We start from the raw sequence: 26,443 nt of genomic DNA on the forward strand, positions 1-26,443 counted from the left end.
TCCAAATTAATCTAATTGTGTACGGAGGCGAGGATCAAGAATGAACAATAAACAGTCGGCGATAAAATTAGCGCCCAACACCATAATTGTCATGATCATCAAATACCCTTGAATTAATGGATAATCACGAGCAAGCATTGCTTGAAACATTACTTGACCTAAACCAGGGTAGTTAAAGATGATTTCAATAATTAGCGAGCCACCAAAAATCGCACCCACTGACATCGCAAATGAAGTGATCATCGGTAAAATAGCGTTTCGTGCACCATACTGAAGCATTACTTTTTTATCTTTAACTCCCTTTGCCCACCCCATAACAATAAAGTCTTCGCCCAACTGGTTAATCATATTTGAGCGCATCCCCATTACATTGTTCATACCCAGTGCAACCATGCACAAGAGTGGTAAAATCAAGTGGTATGCAACACTTCCAATAAACTCAAAACTTAAATTTGGATCTAACGAGGGCTCATATGCGTAACCCGTTGGGAACCATTCTAGATTTGATGCAAAAATAAAGTACATGGCTATTGCCATCACGACAGAAGGAATGGATGAAATAACAACTGAGCCTACTGTAATAATTGAGTCTGTCCACGTGCCTCGCTTCCAAGCGACATAAATGCCTAACAATGTTGTAATTAGATAAGAGACAATCAGGTAAGAACCGACAAGTAGTAACGTCCAAATCATCCCTCGACCTAGCACATCAAATACTGGTTGGAAGAAACGTGTCGACATGCCCCATTCGCCAGCCAAAATACTGCTTAGATATTGAATGAATTGGTCCCACAAAGGAGTTGTGCTTGAGTATCCGTATAACGCTTCGAGTGCTGCTATGGTTTCAGGGGTAATTTGCCCCCCATTTTTTGCGAGCCTACCCAAAAATGATTGGATTGGATCTCCCGGCATTAACCGAGGCAAAAAGAAGTTGATTGTTACCGCGACAAGAAAAGCTAATAGATAAAAGCTCAGTCTGTTGAGCATATATTTCATATATCACACCTGTTACAAAACAAATTAATAAATCGACAGTTTTGCGGCTTGCTCAAACAAGCCACAAAGCGCTATAGATTATTTCTTAGGTTTAAGATTCATTAAGTGAACAAGGCGATTTGCATTGTCTGCCGGATTTGGGTGAGCTACAGGGTTTTCAGCACTGAAGAAACCAGTAAATCTGCTGTCGTTATAGGAGTACCAAATTCCGTTATAATATAGAGGAACGTGGATGACTTCTTTAGCTAGAATACGTTCAATCTTAGCTGAAATTTCCTTCTGTGCTTCTAGTTCTTTTGTTACACCTAGCTTATCAATCAAGCTATCCAGTTCTGGATTTACATAATTGGTCATAGATGTAGACCACCACTGTGGACTCATAGCATGTTTAGAATGAAGTGTGTAGTCATAGAACTTCCATACAGATGACTGGATAGAACCGCCACAGAAACAAGCATCAAAATCTCCGGTATTCCATGATTCTGCATATGCGTTAGTTTCTGGAGTAATAACATTTGCATCAATACCTGCTAATCTAAGTCCCTCTACGGCAATAGATGCATTGTTCACCCAGTCAGTCCAACCACTAGGAACTTGGATATCAAAAGTAAGCTTGCTGCCATCTGGGTTTTCTACAAACCCATCGTTGTCTACATCTTTAAATCCGCCAGCAACTAACTGTTCTTTTGCGGCTTTAATGTCATATTTAAATATTTTGTTCCACTCTTGATCAGCGGCTTCATCTCGCCATTCCCATTGAGAAGGAGGGAGGTCAGATGCTGGATTTCCACCTTTAACATATCCGTATGCACCGATCATCATCATAGCTTCACGATCCATAGCTAAGTTGAATGCTTTTCGGAAATTAAGATTGCTAAATGCTTTTTGTGCTCCTTCATTTGGTGTTTGGAAGTTCATTGTAATACGAACGCCGTCTCCCGATGGGAACCAATATTTGTTTGATGGATTCTTGCTTACGTACGTGCGCTCAATATCTGGGATAAAGATGCCATTCCAATCACTTTGACCTTTTGCCATCATTTCTAATGCAGCATCATTGGTAGAAAATTGAGGGAACTCAACACACTCGATACTCAAATCTGGATTCCAATACAGCTCATTTTTACACTGAACATATACCTGTGGCGTAAATCGCTCAATTTCGGTAAATGGTCCTGTTCCAACAGGGTTTTTATTGGTGATTTGCGCTGGGTTATCGATTTTACTCCAAATATGCTCTGGTACCATTAACATGGTTTCATTAATAACGTCACGATATGCAAAGGCATTTGGGTTTTTTAAGTGCAGTTTTACAGTGTAGTCGTCGATTTTTTCAACTTTTGATACTTTGCCTGCGACTCCATTTATATCAATCTCTGGATGGCTTAAAGGATAGGTAAAGCTAAAAACAACATCATCCGCATCAAACTGCTCACCGTCAGACCATTTAACACCTTTACGTAGATTAACAGTCAATGCAGTTAAATCATCACTCATATCAAATGACTCGGCCAACCAATAATGCACTTTTGAACTATCTAGCAAATTAAATATTACTAATGGTTCATATATCATGTCTTTAGATTGTCTACCGCCTACCCAAGGGTTAAAGTTCTCAACCCAGCCTGTTGAAAATTCATTCAATATTTTTAAATTTGGTGTATCAGTAGCTTGTGCAGCAGGAACGAGTAGTACAGCAGATAAAGCTATCATTCCTATCGATTTTTTAAACATCATTTCCATCCTTTTAATTAGTGCTAGTTTCTATCAACCATAAATTCACGTTAGCGAAACATCGTTTATTAACTCAACGAAAAATATAAACGATTACATTTAGAGCTTCAACTATGTGACTGAAAATATGTGATCTAAGTTAATTTAGACCTTAACTCATCTAACTACATCAGGCATATACATCACCAAATACGCTTAACAAAACCACCATCTACAACCTAAGTGACTGTTTATATGAGGCTTTTAATTGTTCGGTGATGATGTTATAGCTCTTACAATCTATTACCACCCATTAATTACTGTGATCATGATTGCAAAACTGAATTTACACATTGTCAAATCCTAATCGCAAATAAATAATATAAACGTTTACATTATTTCGCATCTACAAAAAGGAAAATAGAATGAAATTTGAAAGATTCTCTGGCAATCCAATTATCTCTCCTACTCCAGAAAATGAGTGGGAATCTCTTGTCACAACTAATCCAGCCGTTTGGAAGGAAGATAATGGTGATGTGCGAATGCTATATCGTGCTGCCGGGAATGATGATGAACACAAGGTATATTTTGGCTTGGCGCGTAGCACAGATGGAGGCAAAACATTTTCTAGAGAAGCAGACAAACCCGTGTTCTCACCAAGCATTGATGGTCAGGATGCTGGCTGTGTAGAAGATCCCCGAGTCATAAAATTGGATGACTGGTACTACATCACTTATGCTTACCGTCCATTCCCACCAGGAAAATACTGGGTAAATGAGGCAGATAGAAATTATTTTCCTCCTAAGTGTCCCGAGCACTTCCCACGCTTACTTAGAGAAAACGCCACCGCGACGGGCCTGCTGTTAACACAAGACTTTAAGAGCTTCATTCGTGCTGGCTCACTGACTGAGCCAACTGTCGATGATCGAGATGTGATGATTTTTCCAGAAAAGATTGATGGCAAGTACTGGATGATTCATAGACCTATGGAATGGTGTGGCGAAGGGTTTGAAAACGAACACCCTGGAATGTGGATTTCTTCTGGTGAGGATCTGTTATCTATGAGAGATAGTACATTTTTAGCGGGCGGGAAATATGATTGGGAAAGTGGGAAAATTGGGGGTAATACACCGCCAATGAAAACCAAAGACGGTTGGTTGATTCTACACCACTCTCGTGGAGCCGATACCTATTATCGTGTCGGTGCAATGCTACTCGACCTTAATGACCCAACAAAAGTATTACACCGCTCTGAAGATTATCAAATGCAGCCTGAAGACAATTATGAGTTTGAAGGTATGTATGAAGGTTGCATTTTCCCTTGTGGCAAAGTGGAAATCGACGGGATTCTACACATTTATTATGGTGCAGCTGATAAATATGTAGGACTGGCAACGTGCAATCTAAATGAGTTGCTTAGCTATCTAAAGACTTGTAAAAACTAGCCCACATATACCGCCATGACGGATACTTTCACTACAAGAGCGTCCGTCATGGATAATTTTATGGAAAAACTCTACAAAATGAAATAGTCGATATGTCAAACAAGATTCACCGCTTAAAAAATCAGATCCAAAGATATCATTGGGGTACTCGTACATCGATCCCTGTAATTTTGCGTAATGCTCGCTTAGCGACAAACGAGCCTCTGGCTGAATACTGGATTAGCAGTCACCCGTTACTACCGTCTTTCATTGATGAAACTGGTGAATCCTTGACTAGCTTTCTTGCAAACCAAAATGAGGATCAAAAAGCTCTTCCTTTTATCGTTAAACTTCTTTCTGCAAATACACCACTTTCCATACAGGTCCATCCAAGTAAAGAGCAAGCATTAGAAGGTTTTCTCAACGAAAACAGAAAGGGGATTGGTCTTACAGACTCAACTCGCAACTATAAAGATAATAACCACAAACCAGAGACAATAATTGCTTTAACAACTTTTGAAGCATTAGTTGGATTTAGAACAAAAGAAGCCATTATTCAAGATGTCACTACCATCGATAACAAGCACCTGAGTTTAGTGATTCTTAATCTAGCAACGTTACCTGAGCATAAATTTCTGGAAAAACTCATGCAATGGTTACTCTCTAGAAGCCCCAATACTATTCAATGTATTGTTAATGACCTCATTGGTAAAAAACAAAAACTCAACCTAAGTGCGATCAATACCATATCGTTACTCTCCGAAGAGTATGGCAATGATGTTGGCGTTTTGATGGCACTAATATTAAATAAGGTCTCGTTAAACCCTAATGAATCACTTTATATAAAAGAAGGCATACCACACGCATACTTAAATGGCACAGGAATTGAGGTAATGGCGTCTTCTGACAATGTATTACGCGCAGGTTTAACACCCAAGCACGTAGACATTGAGGAGCTACTCAATATCACAACCTTTCAACATTACCTGCCTAGAATCGAACAAGTGCAATTTCAAGTAGGAGCACAGCAACTAACAGTCCCAACACCAGATTATCAAATTGAAATTTTGACTATCAACAATGCTCCCTTTTCATTCGAGACCACAAGTTCAGGTGAAATTCTATTTGTAATATCAGGTGATCTTCAGTGTGACAAACAGCATCTACAGCAAGGCGATAGTTTTGTTACTACACCTAACACCAATCAGTTGCTCATTGAAGGGGTGGGTAAAGTCATGCGTGTATACAATAAGTTGAAAAACGCATCTGTATAGATACCTATTAATTAAACCATAATAACATGTTGCTCATGATGACTTTACGAACACAGAGTTGTTAAGATGCTAGCTGTAATGCAAGGAAATCAATAGAAAATGGAAAAACTAAATTGTTTTAAAGCCTATGATATTCGAGGAAAACTAGATTGCGAACTAAACGAAACTATTGCTTATCGAATTGGACGAGCTTTTGGGGAGTATCTACGAGATGATAATAAAACAGAACAAACGGTTGTTGTTGGTGGAGATATTCGGTTAACAAGTGAAGTCCTAAAACTAGCTCTTGCAAAAGGGGTTATGGAGTCTGGAATAAATGTCATTGATATTGGGAAAACCGGAACAGAAGAGGTCTACTTCACCACCTTTAACCTCAAATTAGACGGTGGAATTCAGGTGACAGCAAGTCACAACCCTATTGACTATAACGGAATGAAACTAGTTAGAGAGGAAGCTAAACCAATTAGTGGTGATAGTGGTCTAAGGCAAATTCAATTATTGGCAGAACGTAACCAATTCGAAACAGTGAGCAAGCAAGGTCAGTATAAAAAACGCCATATATTAAATGACTATATTAGTCATATTTTAGGATATATCTACCCAAAAAATGTAAAACCAATGAAAATCGTCGTTAACTCAGGAAATGGCGCCGCAGGGCACGTTATTGACGAGTTGGAGACTCAGTTCAAAAAGACAAACATTCCATTAGAGATTATTAAAATACACAATACGGAAGATGGTACCTTCCCAAATGGGATCCCCAATCCACTTCTTCCGGAATGTCGCTCTGATACCTCAAATGCCGTAAAAAAGTTTAGAGCAGATATGGGGGTTGCTTTTGATGGTGACTTCGACCGATGCTTCTTTTTTGATGAAAATGGCGATTTTATCGAAGGGTACTATATTGTTGGATTGCTAGCGGAAGCATTCTTACACAAAGAAAAAGGGGCAAAGATTATTCACGACCCACGTCTATATTGGAATACAGTCGATATTGCACATAGAGTTGGCGGCACACCGATATTGTCAAAAACGGGTCATGCATTTATTAAAGAACGCATGAGGAAGGAGGACGCTATTTACGGTGGTGAAATGAGCGCACACCATTACTTCCGAGAATTCTCATACTGTGATTCAGGCATGATTCCATGGCTTCTCGTGACAGAGCTTCTATCTTTAACTGGCAAAAAACTATCTGAAACTGTCGCTGAAAGAATTGCAGCCTATCCCGCATCAGGGGAAATAAACTTAAGGCTCGAAAATACCAACGAAACTATTGAACAAATTACTGCAATTTATAGAGATGAAGCAATTGCAATTGACAAAACCGATGGGATCAGCTGCGAATTTAAAGATTGGCGATTTAATCTTCGTTTTTCAAACACCGAACCAGTTGCAAGGTTAAATGTTGAGTCAAAAGCGGACCTGCTTTTAATGAAACAAAAAACAGATGAAATTTTGTCTCACTTGAACGTAAGAATTAACGTTGAGGGGTGAAAAAGCAGTAAATTAATATAGCCATACCTTTATATATATCAATGATATGAATTGCAATTCAAAGCTGCCCAATGCTTCATGGGCAGTTGGTTTCCATCAAAAGTGCACATAAATAATCAAGCTAAACAACTCTATTTACTTTCTAAAAAAAGGGCCGTTTACAACGTCTAGCTTTTGCAAACATTCTACTTTTTCATTATTTAGTCGACTAAGGATCATCTTTGATAAATTTTTTCCTACTTCATGCATATCTTGAAAATATGAAATAACCGGAAACGTAAAATCTCTGGATATACTTGTCGTCTCTAGCATTACAATGTCCAGCTCTCTTCCAATATCAATATTAGAATCAATAAATCCAGCGGCTAACCCCAACGCAATTGACTCACTTCCGCATATCCATCCATCTGGTACACAACTTGGAGCTGCCGATTGTTTACGGGCGAATTCTCGATAAGAAGATATTTCGGATTCAAGAACCACATTTTCTTCCATACTAATTTCAATACCAAATTCATACGCAGCTCGACGTAATCCAGAAAACTGATGCACCGTATAAGAAAAGTTTTCATTGGGCATGAATAATCGAATATCTTTCCTACCATTCTTCAGCAGTTCTGTTGCTGCACGATAGGTAAAATCTGAGTTATCAACATCATAAAAAGGATGCTCAAAACTTAGCTCAGTGCGACCAAAAGTGATGAATGGAAAATCAACTGAGTTTAAATACCTAACACGTGCATCATTTGGAAGCGTCCTATTTATGATAAGAGCATCTGCCAAATTTTTATCAACCACATATTTTACTAATTCTATTGAATTTTGAGAACTAGAGTCCGGTAATACCATTAAATGGTATCCGGCTTCTAATAGTGGTGTAGTCAGCCCATCTACTAAAGATAGAGTTCCCATATCTCCGTTGTTCTCACCTGGACCAGAAACTGGAAGAATGGCACAAACAACAAATGATTTACCTGTTCGTAAACTAATCCCGCTACTATTTGGCTTATAATTTATTTCACGTGCAATCTTTTTTACCCTTTCAATTGTCTCTGGTCTAACAGCTGGATCGTTTTTCAGAGCACGTGAAACAGTGGCAACAGAAAGGCCAGATTTTTCGACAATGGTTTTAAGAGTGGGGCGCGACATTCTATAACTACCTTTATTTAAAACGTTGCTTTAATTCTCACTTAAGCTCGAATAAAAAAGTGACATTGGATATGCATGTAAACTCTTTTCATTTTATCAGATACATACTACTCCATAAAGCAACATTTGATTACGATAGCGGTACTGTATGTGCATGCATCAGCGGCATAAGAATAACCGATTACTCTTTGATTTACTCTATCATTGTTGTATAAACACTTAGTTTTCGTGGCTATTGGGTTACTGCTCTCTTAACAGCTCTATCCAGCGATTCTATCCATGCGGTTTCGTACTCACGCTCAGTTCTGAGAACTGTTTCTCCATCGACTTTTTTGGTTCTAGAGGGGTGCTTAATTTCTACCACCACAGAACAATGCGCTTCATTTGCTGAAGAATCCCAACGAACGCCTTTCTCAGAGCACGCTTTCATAATGTGAGCCAGCCCATCTTTGCCACTTTCAGAAAAACCAAATAATCTAGAGCCCAGACTATGCTTGTCGTTAATATCGCTAATATCCACCTCAATGATCACAAGAGGGGTTTGCCGGTAATAGAAATAGGCACAGTGAAAGGTTCGAGCCTCCTGAGTGAGCTTGTTCTTGTATATCAGAGAGGCATTGTTTGGCTTTGGCATCGCCAAGCACTGTGTACCTTTATGTTCATAATCAGGAAGCTTCATTAGCTGCTTGATAACCTTTTCAAAAAGTTGAAAGTTACCTGTTGGAGAGACTTCCTTTGGTGTCTCGGGATTAGTTGGATCATCACAATCACTGCGATTGATCGCCCAGTCTAGCTCTTGCGCCGATCCGTTTGCTGTTCCATGACCAACTCCAGAGGTATCAGGTTTTGGTTCTACTGTGATGTTAACGTTAGGCGCTACCCTCGATAGTGCTTTTCCTGGCATTACATTTACAGCATCTTCTGAGTCACAAATAAACTGGAACCCTTCCTCACTCACTACATCCCTCTTTCTATAGTTTCCTGGTGTAGCTTGAAAATCCAAATGCGAGTCTGGATCAGTTCGGTTAATTTCGGGGCGCTTTCCGTTACTTGGCTCAACAGGAATAACATCGGTTTTTTTAGGATGGTAGATCGAGACCTTTTTGTCATACCTAAAACTCGACGAGTAAACCGTTTTGATTTCTTCTACGTAGAACAACATCGGGTCGTCTCTGTCGTACTCGCCTGCAATCTTTAGTCTCCAATTTTTTAGTGGCGGTGGCTCAAAATTGAAGTTCCATCCCGTGTTTTCATCTTGTTGTAACTTACCATAAATGCTATTGAAGCTTCTTGTTGCTTCAGGGTTAAGCAACAACCATCTCAAGTGTTTACATGGACCTTGTTTACTCAGATTACTGAGAGGGTAATCCGATAGTTTATTGAAACGGATAATGCACTCTTCCCCAATATCATCCACTACAGCCATACCTTGCAAGCCATTAGGCCTTAGCGCTGTACGTGTTAAATGCACATTATGCAAAAAGAGTGCTCGAGCGAGCTCTATCGCGGGTATAACGACTTTTAGATTACCATCTCTTAGGATGATTGAATGAGACTGGCTTGAAGAGGTTCGTTGAAAATGATCTGATACTTTTATTTCAAAGATTTCGCGCTTATGAGGGACAGTACGTTCTTTATTTGAATAATGAGAATTGAGCATCAACATAGGTATGAGTTCGGCCGGAACGCGACTTTCAGGGTGACCTAAGAACTGCACGTTGATATAGGGTCTGATTTTATTATTGAGAACCCGTTTGGAGTGTATACTGCCGATTTTGATTAGCGGCGTATTTTCAGGAAAGTGCCGCAGCTCTTTGCCAGGCTGGGATGTCCAGTCTGAGAACTTCCCGTGCAGGTTTCCTGCAACGTTGATGGCTGAGTCCAGCAAGTCGTTCAATCTCACACAAAGGCCTTAAAACATTCTTACACTCAATAAATTGAACCATAACACGGCTTAGTCTTCTTATTTGATACTCTTCGACAGATTCGCTATATCGATCAAAAAACAAACTGCAAAGCGGGAGTTTGTACAATTTTTTTTCGATCATGCTCTTTTTAGCTATCTTAGCTATAAACCATGATTTTGAGTGGCGAGGGTCTTCTATTCTGCCTTCTGTTTTATTCTTAATATCAATAAGGCTTTTAACTAGATGACGATCTCGAGCCTGCCAATCAACACGATAATTCTGGTAATTTGAAGCATGATTAGGTTTGTGAGCATTGAGCCACTCGCGATCATATCGATAAAGCCAAGAATACAGCCTGGCACCAAGAACTGTCGTTCTTATCTTTTTAAGGGATTCAGCTTGTGAAGACTCTACAATACCAAGCCATTGGGTTCTGCTTTTATCGCGCTTGACTATGTTTTTCGTCTCTCTCATCTTTGGCGTTCCCCTTTTAATTTTGGGAAATGCGCGAGCGAGATTTAACTCTACCAACAAGTCAACGGTACTACCTCGAAGTGACAGCCAGACAATAAAGTGCTGCAGATAACTGAACACTCTGCGGTGTTTTCGAAACATGGCGAGCAACCATGTATTCTCCCCACAAAGCGCTAAGCCTTGTTGATTTAGCCATTTATCTGACCAAAGTCTCCGCACAGAATCAGCAATCTCTTTATGATCAATTCTTGAACCAATCATCATTCCTGCATCTCTCGCCAGTTTTTGATAATAAAGCGTCCATTGCTCGAATGAAACCGAACTTAACTTCGAATTAATTAACATTTCTACCATAGCGGATAATTTCAGCTCGCAAGGGTTAGCGGCTTCAGAAAAACGTGCTTGGCATTGATAGCAACTCGCACCAACAAACTGGTGTCGATGTGAGGAATGAATTGGTATGAGGGTATCTAGCAAAAGACACTGATGTAGTGGACACGCGTTGACACCAGGGGTTTGAAATAATCGCTGCCAGTATGTGAAACCTAGGGTCTTGCTTTGCTCTTGCCAACATTGAGGGCAAATTTTATAACATGTCGGCCATTGGATGACAGAAGCAGGAATCCCCGCGCGAGACATGCTTGGGTTCGCACGACGATAAATTAGATCAGCTTGTAACGTCTTAAAGCGGTTTGGTGATAGGAAAGGTTTAAATAGTGGCAGGTGCGTATGACGCTCCACGATTAGTCTAGGATGAACTCCCCATACGTGGCCTACATGATCCAAAAGCTGCGTAATATGGCCTTGTAAAAAAGGCGAAGGAACGACCATTCTATTGCCAAATAAAATGTCTAATGCAACCTTGTTATCTTTGATCCCTATTTGCTGGATAAACCGAGCAAGAATACTTGTAAGTAGCTCATCTTTCTGAGCAACTGGGAAGTGAGCCAACATCTAACACCACCAAACAACTCGTTTCACTTCCTTGAGTATAGTTGGCGGCTACATACCTAGAGGTATGGCGTGATATCGAGAATCATTCCTTCACTTTTTAGATGACTATAGGTAGACATTGGTTTATCACCTCTGAGTAACCGAAGATCGTTATTAACAAAAATAGGTTCTAATTTCTTCACTTTCTTCGTTGATAGTTTTGATGGCAAATCTGGTTTATCTTCCAATGATTTGATATGCGCAACCAACCCAAATAAATCTTCCTCTGGCTTTTCATCTATTGCTTGTCTTGCGGTAAGCGGGGCAATATCTTCTCCTAATCCCATGAGAATGAGCATTTTTGTAAGTTCTGATAGCATACCTTGAGCAGCCTCATCGATTACTTCAGGCTCACTTAAAACACTCTCATCCGCTTGTCCTATAATACGGATTGCATTCGCTGGTAGGTCTAAATCCGCATACTTCACTATTTCTTCTTTTCGACCACTTTGCAGTGCTTTTATCATTGGATGAATAATGGACAATTCTTCGTTGAACACATCATTAACCAACTTAAAGGTTATCGACTCTTCACCAGCCACAACCGCTCTCGCCTGGCATAAATAAAACAGTGATACAGCCACATGTGCTACGCCTTGTGTTAATTCCCAAAACAGCGATTTCATTGGGTTAGTCAGGGGAGTCGGGGTATGAAACCATTGCAGTTTCCACAATCGTTTAATAAATCGATCCCATTCACTTTCCTTGCCATTTTTTGCAAGGTGTTCAAATCGATTCCAATTTAGGCTACCAAATTGAGAAGCGCGGCGAGCTGAGCGCATGGTGGGAGAAAAAAGATCTAAAGCTTTTGGGGTGCCAATAAATAACACTGGCACTTTAATCACATTAGTCAGAGTAACAAAGAAATTAAGTAATTTGGTCGCACCGCCGGAGCGCGCTGCACTAAGATGCTGAATCTCGTCAATGACTAAGATACCAATAGAATGAAGTGCGCATACTCTAGCTATGTCACCCAACATAGACTCAGCAGAGGACCTCGTTTTCACATAACGCTCTTCATAGTCCGTTCCAATAGCATCATCCACTGAGCGAAAGAAATGGATACAAAGACTTTTAGCCGAACCATCGTGAGGACAATCTATCTTCAACCACACTAACTGAGTATGCTGATAATCAGGATGGTAAATAGCTTGGTGTTTATATGAGTCTAAGATCGCTTGAACTGCCGTTGTTTTGCCTGTTCCAGAACAACCAATAATAGACGTGGTTAAAGCGGCACTACCTGCATTTCGAGATGCCGCTAAAAAGTCGATATTATCTATATCTAAAAGGTTACGCTGATACTCGCTTGATGCGATATTTCTCCCTAAGCATCCTCTACGTATCATTCCAGAAATCATTTGCTCGAGTTGCATGTGAGCTTTTGTTGGGTATAAGAACTCATCCAATATTCTCATCATCGCATGACGGCGAATATAACCAGGCAAAGTCTTTTCAGAATCTCGCACCTTAGGGTAGCGATTTAACGCTTTGGCTGTATCTTGGGGAGAATTTAACAACGGCAGCGCATTGATCAGAGGCTGATCTCGATAATCTTCTATTTCAGGATCTGCGTATTCCGCATGGTGGATCTTAATCATCGTCATCTCCTAAAAAATCATCCAGTGACGGGTATTCAATGCTTTCTGAATTGTGACCTGTTTGAATATCAATGACATCGGCAGTAGTTTGCTTTGCTTCAGGCTTAAAATTGACTGCTGAGTTATCTCGCTCAAGCTCCCGCTCTTCGTCTCGATTACCCTTAATTCCAGACAATCTTTGTGAGTCAGTCAATTTGGGCACCTTCGCCTTTTTGTCTCGTTCTCGTTTAGCAATACTCTCCATCATTTCCTGTAAGTCTGGAGCCTCAAAATCTTTATCTTGACTCGCTGACGCCTCTGCGACTTTAGAAGACTTGAAAATACCCGCAGCATCAACGAAACTCATTCCCTTATATCGACGGCTACGATCTGAAAGCTCACATATCCAATAGGATTGATAGCTTTTATCAGGCCTCAGGTAAACCACATCTGTTCGCCGTGGATCAAATGCCACCTCCACTTTCTTTGGCCTTGTATGCTTAAATCGGTCAAACCAGCCTTCAGCCATTGCTTCACGGCAAGTGTACTTCAACCCTTTGAAACCAATACCTACCTCGGACACTGTTCCTTTTTCCGTCGGTAACAGGTTCACCTCCACCATCTCTTTACTGCATGGTCTCAATTTACCGGTTCGGTTTTTAATTCCCCAATTCCAAAGCTGAACGGGGACTGCTGGCAAATCATCAGGCATATCTTCGGCAAAATCATAATCTTTAACTACATGTCGAGTGTTGTAGTTGATAATGATATGAATCACGGTTTCAGTGAATGCATGCAAGGTTAATTCTGCGTCTAACTCATACCGGCGTCCTAAGCGCTTCTTGCCGTTGACTGGCTCAACAATACCACCGATATAGGGTCTGAATTTAGTTTGAAGGGTATTGAAATAGCGCTCCACACCTCCTTTATCATCCCCTCTGTAGGAACGCGAGTTACTCAATTGGATGTTAAATGCATTAACGAGGACGTCAGCTTGCCTATGCAAAAGCTCGCCTTTGTCCGCCATGATAGACGCAGGAATACCAACAGAAGGCCACATACTAGAATCGATTTCTATTCCATAGCTCCGACAATACTCTGTTTTATCAAGAAAGGCGTTAGACATGGCCATCACCGCCGCAACCCATGATGGGTTTTCCAAACCGACGTAAAGCCCTGTAACCATGCGGCTAAAGACATCTTTAACCACGTAAACCACTGGCCTACCGATGATTTTATTCGGATCTTTCTCAGAAACTAAATAGAGATCCGCAATCGTTGCATCAATCTCATATCGCCCCCCTGGTCCGATATTCATAAAGGCTGATGTGCTTGTTAGTGCTCGAATATCCTTGTCGTATGCTCTGGACGGCGTTCTTCGTCTTACTACATCATGTTTCTTGTAGTTAGATTCATAAAAGTAGCGAAATTGGCGAAGAGTCGGTATGGAAGTCTTATCAGAGTCGGGATATCGGGATTTATACAAGCCAATTGCCTTATCTTTGGCGTCTTTGATAGAGAACTTATCGTTTTGAAGAAAGAAGCCATCAATGGCTAGACTGAAAATTTCTGCGACATCATCGGTAATGATTGCACCTACACCTTCAGCTGTTGTTCGCTTCCGCCCGAGCTTATTGCCCACGTCACGCCTAGATTTACCTTTCCCGCCAGACTTATGATAATCAGTCAGCAATGCATTGGGCGTCATCCCTCTTTGCCAATAGCGACGAAGTTGACGAATGAAGTAAATACGAGGTTTTCCGGTCACTTCAACCGCGTTTCTAATTAGACGATTGCGCGACGCCTTATCAAATAATTCACTGTGGTCTTTTAGTAGAATTTTTAGCAGCGTATAGGCTTCATCTCGCTTGAGAGCTTGTGCACCGTCGGGCTCAACATGAGAGAAAGTAAAAGGTTCACTGATGCACTCTATCGTTTGTGCAGCGATAAGTTCATGTAACTCAGAGGTTGGCATAAGTATGGGCCAAGCCGATTCATCATCGAGACTGATCAGCCAGATGAACTCTAACGTTTCGTACACCACACGTATTCGCTCTTTTGAATCTGTGTATTGATAGACTTGATTAAGAAGCATTGCCGACCTCCAAATCTGCACTATCGCTATCTACGAGCTCCACATCTTCGCACTTCCACTCAGTAAACGGAGTTTCAAGTGATGCTTTTAAATATTGATTGGCGATACCATAGCGAAATATTCCGATATGAGTCCCTTCCTCTAATTGGTATTGATCATCCAATTTTGCACAATGTCGGGCTACATAAGCTTTGGGTTGCTTCGCTAACCTAGCGGCAAGTTCAATGACATCTTGCTTGGAGAATGGGTATTCGACTTCAGTATCTAAATCGATAAGTGGTTTTATCCACTTCAGGTTCATTTTGAGTTCGTTGGAGACTTCTTGATCGGTAAAAATGGGACAGGGTACTTTTTTTGCTTCCCAGTACGCTTTCTCTATTTGGAGCTTTTCGACAATGCGCTTGTCATCAAGCTTTAGAGCTGGCTTTACGGGGATCGCTAACTGGGAACCATCAACAAAATCGATGATTAAATCCGTTGTCACTATTTTAAGCTCGCCCTTTTCTTGAGGGTGACGAATACCTAGTTGGCGGCAAATAATCAAAGAGTCAGCAAGAGGAATAGGAAACTGCTCTCGAATGTCGATCACCTCTTCACACCAATCGAACACCAAAAATGCGGCAAGCTCATTTCCAGAGAATAAGTGATGAACTCGGCCAACAGTGGCACTTTTGACACGTACACTTTCGCCAGAACTGCTGAACTCTCCGACTTTAATGAAAGGAACATAGTCCTTCCCCGTCCCTTCGCCTCGTTTTTCATCTAAACGCTTTTGGTCTTTCTTATTGAGTGGCTTATCTGCATCTGACATAAAAAAACCTCCGACTAAGCTTAACTTAGCAGGAGGTTAAAAAACGATCAATCTTTATTGTATATGATCAGACTTTATTGTAACTGATCAAACTTTATTGTCTTCCGACAATGATTGTGTTCTGACACCCAACTACTACTCAACCGTTACCGCTTTCGCCAGGTTACGAGGCTGGTCAACGTCAGTACCTTTAATAAGTGCTACGTGGTAAGACAGTAGCTGCATTGGCACTGTGTAGTAGATAGGCGCGATGATGTCGTCAACGTGAGGCATTTGGATGATCTTCATGCTCTCATCGCCTTCAAAACCGGCTTTTTCGTCAGCGAATACATACAACAGGCCGCCACGAGCACGCACTTCTTCAATGTTTGACTTCAGCTTCTCAAGAAGGTCATTCGTTGGAGCCACAACAACCACTGGCATGTCAGCATCAATCAGTGCCAGAGGGCCGTGTTTTAGTTCACCTGCAGCGTAGGCTTCTGCGTGGATATAGGAAATCTCTTTTAGTTTCAGAGATGCTTCCATCGCGATTGGGTAGTACTCGCCACGACCTAAGAATAGTGTGTGGTGTTTGTCAGCGAAATCTGTTGCTAGTGCTTCGATTTCTTTGTCGAACGCTAGCGCCTTCTCGATGTTTGCAGGCAGTTCGTGCAGTGATTTCACGATTTCTGCTTCGCGCTCTTCGGTCATGCGACCTTGTAGGCGAGCAATCGATACCACCATCATCAGCATAGCTGCTAGCTGAGTTGTGAATGCTTTGGTAGATGCCACGCCGATCTCTGTGCCTGCGCGAGTCATGAATGCAAAGTCAGACTCACGAACCAAAGAAGAACCCGCCACGTTACAGATGGTCATTGCTGACATGTAACCTTTTTCTTTCGCCAGGCGAAGTGCTGCCAGAGTATCTGCGGTTTCACCAGACTGAGAAAGCGTCACCAACAGGCTGTTTGGACGTACTACAAAATCGCGGTAGCGGAACTCAGAGGCGATCTCTACATCACAGCTTACGCCAGCGATAGATTCAAACCAGTAGCGAGCAGCCATACCAGAGTTGTAAGACGTACCACATGCGATGATTTGAACGTGCTCAACCTTCTTTAAAATGTCAACCGCGTTAACACCAATTGCTTCAGTCACTACCGCTTTGTCGGTAATGCGACCTTCCATCGTGTTGATCAGAGCGCGAGGTTGCTCGTAGATCTCTTTTTGCATGAAGTGGCGGTACTGACCTTTGTCACCCGCGTCATGTTCAGCGTTCGACTCCGTGATTTCACGCTCTACCGGATTGCCATTTACATCAAGAACCTTCACTTCGCGACGTGTAATTTCAGCTACGTCGCCTTCTTCTAGGTACATAAAGCGACGAGTAACACTCAACAATGCCAGTTGATCAGAAGCCAAGAAGTTTTCGCCCACACCAAAACCGATTACGATTGGACTACCAGAGCGAGCGGCAACAATACGGCTTGGGTCTTTACGGTCAACCACTACCGTACCGTAGGCACCATCTAGTTGTGCCGCGGTTTTTTGTAGCGCTTCAACAAGAGTTTCGGAAGTGCGACGCTCCCACTCAACTAAGTGAGCGATAACTTCGGTGTCAGTTTGAGATTGGAACACGTAACCACGCTCTTGCAGTGTTGCTCGTAGCTCTTCGTGGTTTTCAATAATGCCGTTGTGTACAACAGCGATATCCCCAGATACGTGTGGGTGAGCGTTCGCTTCGGAAGGTTCACCGTGAGTTGCCCAGCGAGTGTGAGCGATACCCGTACCGCCTGTCACATCCTGCGAATCCACGGCATCAGCTAGTTCTTGTACTTTACCCAGACGACGGACTCGTTTCAGCTCTAAGTCGGCATCAACCACAGCCACGCCCGCTGAATCATATCCACGGTACTCCAGACGGCGTAGACCCTCTACCAAAATTTCTGCTACGTCACGTTGTGCCACCGCACCTACGATTCCACACATATCATTTCTCCATTATCGATTTCTGTCTCCCTCTCTGAGCGCAAGCAAGTCATGAGAGGAGGGAGTAATTTTGTTAAGCGCAAATAACCTTTACGCCGTTAGATTCAATTTGAGCCTTCTGCTCATTCGTTAAGCCTTTGTCGGTCACTAGCACATCAATAGCGTCCCACGCTAATTCTAGGTTAGGAATTTTTCGACCAATTTTCTCAGATTCGATCATCACAACAACTTCACGTGCGACCTCTGCCATAACATTGCTCAAGCCAATGAGTTCATTGAAGGTTGTCGTGCCGCGTGCCAAATCCACGCCGTCGGCACCAATAAACAACTGGTCGAAGTCATAGGAACGCAATACCGATTCCGCAACTTGCCCCTGAAAAGACTCAGAATGGCTATCCCAGGTTCCCCCTGTCATCAGCAAGGTAGGTTCGTTCTCCAACTCATTGATGGCATTGGCCAGAGAAAGTGAGTTGGTCATCACCACCAAGCCTTTTTTGCCGCCCAGTCGGGAAACCAGTGCTCCTGTGGTGCTGCCACAGTCAATCACAATCCGATAGTGATCATGAATAAGACCTACTGCGGCTTCTGCAATACCCTCTTTGGCTGCAGAAGTGGCGCTGGATTCGTTGAGTACTTCATCGACCGCTTCCTGAGGAAGCGAGACCGCGCCGCCATATCGGCGAAGCAACTGACCATTTTTCTCTAGCGATGTGAGATCTTTTCGAATCGTAACCTCAGAGGTATCAAATAGAGCAGACAACTCTTCAACACTGACTTCACCGCGCTCTTGGACAAGCTGGGCAATGGAATGGCGTCGAACCTGAGTGTTACGTTTTCTCACTTTATCTTTCACTTCAAAACTTAAACGGTGAGCAAAGTATTTCACAACGTAACTTAATACGCAAGAAACCCAGAGTATTAATTGTAAGACACGACTTGACTGGCTAAAACACAAACAATTAAGTTTCGATTCGAAATTTAGCTAATAAAAAAGCACTGCAATAAGAGAAAGAAGAGAAGGTGGGGAAAAAAAGGCTCCGAATATTGAATGTATACGGAGCCTGAATACTTATACCAGTGGGTTGTCCCTGCACAGAGTGTTGACGAGCTCTGTGATCGCGAGAATGATCGTAGATTTGACTCGTTGATAGTGTCGCTCCAAAAACATATCCAGCATTACTTCATCTAAGCCGGAGGTCATGGAGTCGTCATATTCAATGGGCATCATTTTTTGAATAGCGCTGATTTTGTTTAACTCAAACAGCACATCCACTTCGGTAAAACTAACGTTGTTGTCTTGATGTTTGGTCCACTCACGCAGGGTGACAAATATGTCGATATCATCAAAAACTTGTTTAGAAATGACACCTAACCCTAGAAGAAGCTTGGCGCGAACCAGTATATCGCCGAGAGGACCATCGCTGGTAAGAAGAGGCTCAACGACGTATTTCACTGCATAGTCGTCTTTGTGAAAAATACCATTAATCAGCGTATCCAGCGTATCATCAATGGCATCATAAGCCGCCATAAGACACTCGCTCGCGTCTTTCGCTTCAGACAGCGCTTCCAGTAATTCAGTTTCATTTGGCGGGTGCAGTGGCATAACATCTCTTAAAACAAAGGGTGCCACTTCTGTGGCCCCAACGGCTTGAATCATTTGAGCGCTAAATACGCTTCGTGCGCTAGTGTAACAATTTCTGAATCAATATTCAGCTCTGAATAATGCGCCAATGTTTTTTTAAACCCCTTCTCTACAAACATCGCCTGAAGTTCAACTGCTTGTGGGTCATCATCATTCTTATACAGGAATGCCGCCGCAATTCCTTTCAGAAGATGGCCATTTGGCAACCCATACTCCAGTGTGCCATTTAGAGGCTTAATGAGGCGATCTTGTGGACTTAGTTTGCGGATTGGCTGGCGGCCAACTCGGTCCACTTCATCGCGAAGATAAGGATTGGCAAAACGACCCAAGATTTTTTGAATGTAAGCCGCGTGTGCATCAGCATCGAAACCATAACGGCGAATGAGTACTTCACCACTTTCTCGCATCGCAGCCGTAACGTCAGCCCGAATCGCAGCGTCTTCAATAGAATCTTTGATGGTTTCGTGACCTGCGAGTACACCAAGGTAAGCCGTGATCAGGTGACCCGTGTTTAAAGTAAAGAGCTTACGTTCGACAAACGCCATTAGGTTGTCCGTGCATTCCATACCCGGAATCGCCGGAATGTCGCCAACAAACTGAGTTTGATCCACGATCCACTCACTGAAGGTTTCTACAGTGACCGCTAACGGGTCAGTCTCGCCTTCTTCAGCTGGAGGGACGATACGGTCTACCGCTGAATCAACAAAACCGATGCTTGCTTCCGCAAATGCTTTTGCTTCATCTGTCAGGTGCTCAAACACCATTGCTTTGAGCTGGCTGGTGCCGCGAACCATGTTTTCACAAGCAATGATATTCAGAGGCGAACCATTGCCATTCTGTGCTCGTTTCTCAATACCTTGTGCTATCGACTTAGAAACAATTTTAAGAACTGTCGGACCAACAGCCGTTGTCACCAAATCAACCGCTGCAATAAGGTCGATGATATCGCTACTGGTTGAATTCACTGCTGTTACGTTACTCACTTCTTCAACGACAACATCTTCACCAACGATCTTTACTGGATAGGATTGACGTTCAATCAGAGCGTTAACCACGGTTTCGTTTACATCAGCAAATGTCACGTGAATGCCTGCATCTGCGAGTAGTTTTCCGATAAAGCCACGACCGATATTACCTGCGCCAAAATGTAATGCTTTCATAAGACGTCTTCCTAAATAACTCATTAAAAAAAGAAAAAGAAAAAATCAAAATGAGACCAACAAGGGGGTGTGTTGGTCTCGTTCACTTAGGAGCTATGACTTAAAGCCTAGGTAGATTCCCATTAATGTTACTTACCACTCAGGATGCGAAGTACATCGTCAACGTTAGTGGTAGACTTCAAACATTCAACAGCTTCGTCGTCATCAAGTGAATTCGTAATCGCGGTGATAACTTCAATATGTTCGTCACCTTGCGCTGCGATACCAATGACCATCTTAGCTACGTCATCTTCATCTTCGCCCCACTGAACACCTTCAGGGAACTGGCAGAATACGATGCCGGTTTTCTTAACGAATTGTTTTGCTTCAATAGTGCCGTGAGGTACTGCAATCGACTCACCAAGGTAGGTAGAAACCAACTCTTCACGAGCTAACATGCCATCGACATATTGTGGTTCTACATACCCAAGTTTTACGAGTTGCTCACCAGCAAACTTGATAACCTCTTCTTTGGTTTTTGCTTCCATACCCAAGAAGATATTTTCATTAGATAGCTTAAGCGTTCCTTCTTCTTTGCTTGAGCTAGTGTCTGCTGGTGCTTCAGGCTTTTTTACAGTGCCCTCTTGCTGCGCTGCAGTCAGGTCGAGAACCAGACCATCGTACAGACCACCATCTAAGAAGTTGCTTAGGGAGATATGGTGTGCCGTGGCCGCGTGTGTACGAGCACGGTCTGTCAAATCTTTATGCGTGATAACAATATCTACGTCACCCGGCAGGCTGTTGATTGCCAGGTTAGTTACCGAGATATCCAGACCTGCAGCATCCACTTTCTTACGAAGCATGCTTGCACCCATAGCACTAGAACCCATACCCGCATCGCAAGCCACGATAATTTTACGAACTTGTGCAAGATTCAGAACAGCACCAGCCTGACCTTTTGAAGCTGCTTTCATGTCTTTCATTTGGCCTGCAGCTTTCTCTAGTGAGTCTTCTTCACCTTCAGTTTCTTTTTGTGCTTTAAGAAGGAACGCCGCCACCAGGAAGCTCACTGTTGCTGATGCGACAACCGATAGAATCACACCAGCGAACGAAGCCTTAGGCGTCATTAGCAGTACTGCGAAGATAGAACCTGGAGATGCCGGAGAAACAAGACCCGCATCAAACATAGTTAAAGTGAAGACACCTGTCATACCACCAGCAATCATCGCCAGAATCAGACGTGGGTTCATCAGTACATACGGGAAGTAAATTTCGTGGATACCACCAAAGAAGTGGATGATCGCCGCGCCCGGAGCCGACTCTTTCGCGTTACCACGACCGAAGAACATGTAAGCAAGTAACAGACCTAGACCCGGACCTGGGTTAGCTTCAATCAGGAAGAAAATTGAACGACCCATTTCTTCTGCTTGCTGGATGCCCAGAGGAGAGAAGATACCGTGGTTGATCGCGTTATTAAGGAATAGGATCTTCGCTGGCTCTACGAAAATAGAGGTCAGAGGCAGAAGGCCAGCGTTTACCATTACGCCTACGCCAGTTGCAAGTGCTGTTGACAGAACTTTCACTGCTGGGCCAATTACCAGGAACGCCAAGATCGCACATAGCATACCGATGATGCCTGCTGAGAAGTTGTTAACCAACATCTCAAAACCGCTCTTCACCTTACCTTCAACAGCTTTGTCGAACTTTTTGATGGCCAGGCCGCCCAGTGGGCCAACAATCATCGCACCCATAAACATTGGGATGTCAGTACCCACAATGACACCCATTGTGGTGATTGCGCCTACAACCGCACCGCGGTCACCAGCGACCATTTTACCGCCAGTGTAACCAATCAGCAGCGGTAACAGGTAAGTAATCATCGGGCCAACCATGGAGCCCAAAGTTTCGTTTGGAATCCATCCGGTTGGAATAAATAGTGCCGTAATTAAACCCCAAGCGATGAAAGCGCCAATGTTTGGCATCACCATGTTGGAGAGGAAACGACCAAAGTTTTGTACTTTGATTTTCGCTTCAGGAGATAGCATAAGGTCATCCTCGTTATTAGAAATAAGTAGTCCCTGTGGACCAAAAGTTGTTATTCAAAAGTCCACTAAAAAGTAACATAGGATTTCAAAAAGTCAGCACCCTGCCACTTTCTGTGACACGTATCACCACTCAGAACGATCAACAACAAAACAGGAGTGATATTGGTCACATTTATTCCATGTTGATAAATTACACAGCCAAATAAACGATAACAACTCTCATTCAATATAGATCTAGATCACACAATGAACACAGGTACCCCCAAAATAGTTTGTGATCATTATCACGAATCTCTAACTAACCGGCCCTGAGTGATATTCACGACATCCATATCAGCTTATTTCTTACTCATACTTTCTGGGTATAGCGCAAAAACTGTAATTTAATTACACAAATGATTTGGCAATTTCAATTGCATTCAATTGGAGGAAAAGAGATAAAAACAGTAATTAACGACGGCAAGGAATAATGAAATGGTGACCGCACTTCTGTTTGATATGGATGGACTGATCTTTGATACCGAAAAAATAACTAAACGGAGTTGGCAATACGCCGCGAACCAAATGGGTTTCGAGTTAACGGATGAGTTCTATCAAGGTTTTATTGGTGTTCAGGATGCCGAGTGTGAAACAATGTTGTCCGACTACTGGGGCGACGAGTTCGATCTCAAGCACTATAGGCACATCAGAGACAAGCATCTTCATGCAGCCAGGCGGTCGGGTATCGACTTTAAACCAGGATTCCACGACTTATTCCAATCTGCAAAAGCGCATAAGCTGAAATTAGCACTGGTCACCTCCTCTCACCTACCGGACGTACAGCAGAATTTTGCCGATACCGACTACCTTTCACAGTTTGATTTGATTGTGACCGCAGAAGATATTAAACATGGCAAGCCCAGACCAGATTGTTACATCATGGCGTATGAGAAACTCGGGCTTGCTCCTAATGAGTGTCTGGTTCTGGAGGACTCAAACAACGGCATGAAAGCTGGAAAAGACGCAGGGTGCCTGGCAGCTATGATTCCGGATATCACAGCCCCCACCCAAGAGATCGTCGACCGGGCGGACTACATATTTCAATCATTAGTGCAGGTCTCTGAACTGCTCCGTCAAAAGATGTAACCGCCTAAATAACTAAACCTATGCCTGCTCGAGGGCTTGGTTATGAGCCTCTTTATTTGCTATGAAGGCCTGCGAAGAGTCTTTAACATCCACACATCACAGCGATTATGTATTGTTCCCTCTAACGGCTGTGTTAAATGGGTAAAGCCCATGCTCTCGTATAGCTGAATTGCCGATGTCATCGAAGCCAGTGTATCTAAGTAGCACTGGCGATAGCCATGCTCAGAAGCGAATTCCAGACATTGCTCGGTCAGCTTTTTACCCAAGCCCAGTCCCCGACTCTCTGGTAATAGAAACAGTTTTTTCAGCTCACAGACGTCATCGTGGCTGGCAAAAGGCGCAATCCCGCATCCACCAACAACCTTACCATCGACCAGCGCCACCAAATACAAGCTGCCTTGTGTCTCAACGTAATGCCCGCTCATAGCGGCGACTTCGGGGTCAGAAGGGCCAAATCCCTCTCCCACGGCACCAAACTCTGCGCCCACACTTTGGATAACATGACATATCGCCTCATCGTAATCGGATCTGGCTTTGACTATTTCTACATTCATTCTGCGATTCCCATCATTGTCATATTGCCTGTGTTGCTCTGTCTTTTAGGCACTAAAATATGTTCCATGTGCAACAAACCTTTTCGGCAAGACACTCGTGGACTATATGTTATGACAGATTTGTCATTTCCCTCACCATATCAAAACGCTAGGATGCCAGACAATGATTGATTCAAGGAAGCGACCATGAATAAAGATTTGTCTCTGGCATTGGCGGCAATGACGGCGTTTGCCCTAAACTCGTTGTTCTGCCGATTTGCTTTAGAACGTGCCTCTATCGATCCTGTCAGCTTTACACTGGTTCGGTTAATCTCTGGTGCGCTTACCCTATTGATTCTGGCCTCTATCCTTAGCAATCCCCGCACTGCAAATACTTCTGCGAAATTTGGCTTTGGGCTCTCAATCAGTCTCGGCGCATCATTATTTGGTTATGCGCTGCTGTTTTCTCTCGCTTACATTAGCTTGGATACTGGTACCGGCGCGTTGATCTTATTTGGTACGGTTCAACTTACTTTGATTGCGTACCACCGATTGAGTGGAAATCAAATTTCGGCCCCCGAATGGCTAGGCATTGCCATCGCACTCGCAGGCTTTGTCCTGTTACTGCTGCCTTCAGCGTCACAGCCCTCTTTATTGGGCAGTGTCCTAATGATGTTGTCCGGCCTTTGTTGGGGTATCTTTACTTTGTTAGGAAAGCAGGTCACTTCTCCCATTTTTGCTACGCGTCAGGGATTTGTTGTGGCCTCACTCCTGGTCCTGCCTGTGTTCATTATTAATTGGCGTGTCGAGGTTGTAGCGACCGTTTTTACCACTCAGGGCCTAATCTACGCCTTACTTTCCGGTTCGTTAGCCTCGGCTATCGGATACTTTCTGTGGTACAGCTTGCTACCTAAAATTGATGTGCTGGAAGCGTCATTGCTGCAACTTACCGTACCGATTATCGCCATGATATTAGGATGGTTCATCATTGGTGAGACCATGACATTTTTATCACTTTCCGCTGCAGCATTGATTCTTGGAGGGATTGCTTTGGTTTCTTGGTTTAAGTTGCAACGGAAATAGAAAATCCCGATAAGATACAAAACGTTAATTGGTAACTGTAATCAACTTGAACTAAGTTAGTAACAACCCATGTATTTCAGGATGCCGTCCAATGACCCTCAAAACTTTACTGCTCGTCACGCTCAGTGGAGCACTCTTTGTCAATCAAGTATTTGCAGCAGATGAAAGCATCGCGGAATCACATCAGGAGCCTTCATCACAAGAGCAGCCGTTAATTAACGTCAAGATGATGTTGGATTTAAAAGGGGTCGAGCAGTCTATCAATCGTTCTGCCGATGCCATTAACAATCTGGCGACCTCTCTGACGTTGCTGTCGAAAAATGAAAGCCTGAACGAGGAGCAACAGCAAGTACTGGTGGACACCATTAACAACATTAACGAACTGACTGACATGTCCAAAGCTTCACTGGAAGCGCTGCCTGGAGCCCTGGAGCAGTCGCAGGACTCCATCGCCAACAGCACCAAGAAGTTCGCTTATGATGTGCGCTTTAATGTGTTGCTGCTGCTCGGATTGATTGTTCTTGCAATCATCCTCGCTCTGATTGCCGCCTATTGGTTTATTCTGCGCCCGATGCAAGGCACCATCCTAAGCGCCACCCGAAATGTTTCAAAAATGGCCAGTGCGATCCATCAAACGGCTGAATCACTTGAGACCACGACAGCCAACCAGCGAATCCTAACCCAAAGGTTAGAAGCTTACGAAGGCCAATCTGGCGACCAGTCGTCGCAAAGTTGAGGCTAACCACTGGTGGGTATTTCCACACCTTTCAGAGTGCCCACTTTGCATTAGTTGCTGACAGACGTTGGTTCCTTTCTGCGTACTACTTTTTCAAAGACACCCACTTTAAAACAAAGATTTTAGAGAAACGTTAGATACGAAAAACGCCCACTAGGGCGTTTCGTTTAATAGCGATAGCACTGGGTTCAATGTTTAGGCTCTACCCCTGCTACCATTAACGAGTTGCTATCGCTTCCTATCGAAGCCAATGGTTAGC

20 protein-coding genes are annotated in these 26,443 nt (G+C 43.0%); 6 read left to right on the top strand and 14 right to left on the bottom strand.

What is annotated here, in order from left to right; translation table 11 throughout:
- Positions 1–6 precede the first annotated feature (6 nt).
- On the bottom strand, positions 7–996 hold the full coding sequence (locus tag C4S60_RS03160) for an ABC transporter permease (RefSeq protein ID WP_103878873.1): 990 nt from the start codon (positions 994–996) through the stop codon (positions 7–9).
- A gap of 78 nt (positions 997–1,074) precedes the next feature.
- Positions 1,075–2,733, bottom strand: a complete 1,659-nt coding sequence (locus C4S60_RS03165) for an ABC transporter substrate-binding protein (RefSeq protein ID WP_244183007.1) — start codon at positions 2,731–2,733, stop codon at positions 1,075–1,077.
- Between the two features lie 401 nt (positions 2,734–3,134).
- On the opposite strand from C4S60_RS03165, the gene C4S60_RS03170 reads away from it, so the two are divergent.
- The 3 genes from C4S60_RS03170 (at position 3,135) to C4S60_RS03180 (ending at position 6,904) form a co-directional block, all read left to right on the top strand.
- Complete coding sequence (locus C4S60_RS03170) at positions 3,135–4,154, top strand: glycoside hydrolase family 130 protein (RefSeq protein WP_103878875.1); 1,020 nt, start codon at positions 3,135–3,137, stop codon at positions 4,152–4,154.
- Positions 4,155–4,246: 92 nt separating this feature from the next.
- Positions 4,247–5,407 carry a mannose-6-phosphate isomerase, class I gene (gene manA, locus C4S60_RS03175; protein ID WP_103878876.1) on the top strand — a complete coding sequence of 387 codons (1,161 nt, stop codon included), beginning with the start codon at positions 4,247–4,249 and terminating at the stop codon, positions 5,405–5,407.
- A gap of 99 nt (positions 5,408–5,506) precedes the next feature.
- A complete protein-coding gene (locus C4S60_RS03180) occupies positions 5,507–6,904 on the top strand; it encodes a phosphohexomutase domain-containing protein (RefSeq protein WP_103878877.1) in 1,398 nt (465 codons plus the stop codon).
- A gap of 135 nt (positions 6,905–7,039) precedes the next feature.
- Here C4S60_RS03180 and C4S60_RS03185 read toward each other — a convergent pair whose 3' ends face one another.
- The 11 genes from C4S60_RS03185 to C4S60_RS03235 form a co-directional block, all read right to left on the bottom strand.
- On the bottom strand, positions 7,040–8,053 hold the full coding sequence (locus C4S60_RS03185; protein ID WP_103878878.1) for a LacI family transcriptional regulator: 1,014 nt from the start codon (positions 8,051–8,053) through the stop codon (positions 7,040–7,042).
- A 232-nt stretch (positions 8,054–8,285) separates the two neighbouring features.
- Positions 8,286–9,956 (bottom strand): hypothetical protein, encoded by a 1,671-nt coding sequence (locus C4S60_RS03190; protein WP_244183009.1) that lies wholly within the window; start codon positions 9,954–9,956, stop codon positions 8,286–8,288.
- Positions 9,847–11,388, bottom strand: coding sequence for a TnsD family Tn7-like transposition protein (locus C4S60_RS03195; protein WP_103878880.1), 1,542 nt, complete (start codon positions 11,386–11,388; stop codon positions 9,847–9,849). Before C4S60_RS03195 ends, C4S60_RS03190 begins: the two co-directional genes overlap by 110 nt.
- Before the next feature lie 56 nt (positions 11,389–11,444).
- Positions 11,445–13,028 (bottom strand): ATP-binding protein, encoded by a 1,584-nt coding sequence (locus C4S60_RS03200; RefSeq protein WP_103878881.1) that lies wholly within the window; start codon positions 13,026–13,028, stop codon positions 11,445–11,447.
- Positions 13,021–15,102, bottom strand: coding sequence for a Mu transposase C-terminal domain-containing protein (locus tag C4S60_RS03205; protein WP_103878882.1), 2,082 nt, complete (start codon positions 15,100–15,102; stop codon positions 13,021–13,023). The genes C4S60_RS03200 and C4S60_RS03205 overlap by 8 nt, the downstream gene beginning before the upstream one ends.
- Positions 15,092–15,913 (bottom strand): TnsA endonuclease N-terminal domain-containing protein, encoded by an 822-nt coding sequence (locus tag C4S60_RS03210; protein ID WP_103878883.1) that lies wholly within the window; start codon positions 15,911–15,913, stop codon positions 15,092–15,094. The genes C4S60_RS03205 and C4S60_RS03210 overlap by 11 nt, the downstream gene beginning before the upstream one ends.
- A 135-nt stretch (positions 15,914–16,048) precedes the next feature.
- A complete protein-coding gene (gene glmS / locus C4S60_RS03215) occupies positions 16,049–17,881 on the bottom strand; it encodes a glutamine--fructose-6-phosphate transaminase (isomerizing) (RefSeq protein ID WP_103878884.1) in 1,833 nt (610 codons plus the stop codon).
- Positions 17,882–17,954: 73 nt separating this feature from the next.
- Positions 17,955–18,722: a DeoR/GlpR family DNA-binding transcription regulator gene (locus C4S60_RS03220; RefSeq protein WP_103878982.1), complete on the bottom strand. Its 768-nt coding sequence runs from the start codon at positions 18,720–18,722 to the stop codon at positions 17,955–17,957.
- A gap of 228 nt (positions 18,723–18,950) precedes the next feature.
- A complete protein-coding gene (locus C4S60_RS03225; RefSeq protein WP_103878983.1) occupies positions 18,951–19,484 on the bottom strand; it encodes an MltR family transcriptional regulator in 534 nt (177 codons plus the stop codon).
- A gap of 50 nt (positions 19,485–19,534) precedes the next feature.
- Positions 19,535–20,683 carry a mannitol-1-phosphate 5-dehydrogenase gene (locus tag C4S60_RS03230; RefSeq protein WP_103878885.1) on the bottom strand — a complete coding sequence of 383 codons (1,149 nt, stop codon included), beginning with the start codon at positions 20,681–20,683 and terminating at the stop codon, positions 19,535–19,537.
- 128 nt (positions 20,684–20,811) lie between these two features.
- Complete coding sequence (locus tag C4S60_RS03235) at positions 20,812–22,707, bottom strand: PTS mannitol transporter subunit IICBA (RefSeq protein WP_103878886.1); 1,896 nt, start codon at positions 22,705–22,707, stop codon at positions 20,812–20,814.
- A 474-nt stretch (positions 22,708–23,181) separates the two neighbouring features.
- Between C4S60_RS03235 and C4S60_RS03240 the strand changes: the two genes are divergently transcribed.
- The gene (locus tag C4S60_RS03240) at positions 23,182–23,832 is read left to right on the top strand and encodes an HAD family hydrolase (protein ID WP_103878887.1); all 651 of its coding nucleotides are present in this window, start codon (positions 23,182–23,184) and stop codon (positions 23,830–23,832) included.
- Between the two features lie 59 nt (positions 23,833–23,891).
- On the opposite strand, the gene C4S60_RS03245 is transcribed toward C4S60_RS03240, so the two are convergent.
- Positions 23,892–24,386, bottom strand: a complete 495-nt coding sequence (locus C4S60_RS03245) for a GNAT family N-acetyltransferase (RefSeq protein ID WP_103878888.1) — start codon at positions 24,384–24,386, stop codon at positions 23,892–23,894.
- A gap of 186 nt (positions 24,387–24,572) precedes the next feature.
- Between C4S60_RS03245 and C4S60_RS03250 the strand changes: the two genes are divergently transcribed.
- Together C4S60_RS03250 and C4S60_RS03255 are read left to right on the top strand one after the other, a co-directional pair.
- Complete coding sequence (locus C4S60_RS03250; protein ID WP_103878889.1) at positions 24,573–25,448, top strand: DMT family transporter; 876 nt, start codon at positions 24,573–24,575, stop codon at positions 25,446–25,448.
- Positions 25,449–25,539: 91 nt separating this feature from the next.
- Positions 25,540–26,184 carry a hypothetical protein gene (locus C4S60_RS03255; protein ID WP_103878890.1) on the top strand — a complete coding sequence of 215 codons (645 nt, stop codon included), beginning with the start codon at positions 25,540–25,542 and terminating at the stop codon, positions 26,182–26,184.
- Positions 26,185–26,443: the final 259 nt, after the last annotated feature.

This window comes from Vibrio hangzhouensis (assembly GCF_900107935.1).
Lineage (GTDB): Bacteria > Pseudomonadota > Gammaproteobacteria > Enterobacterales > Vibrionaceae > Vibrio > Vibrio hangzhouensis.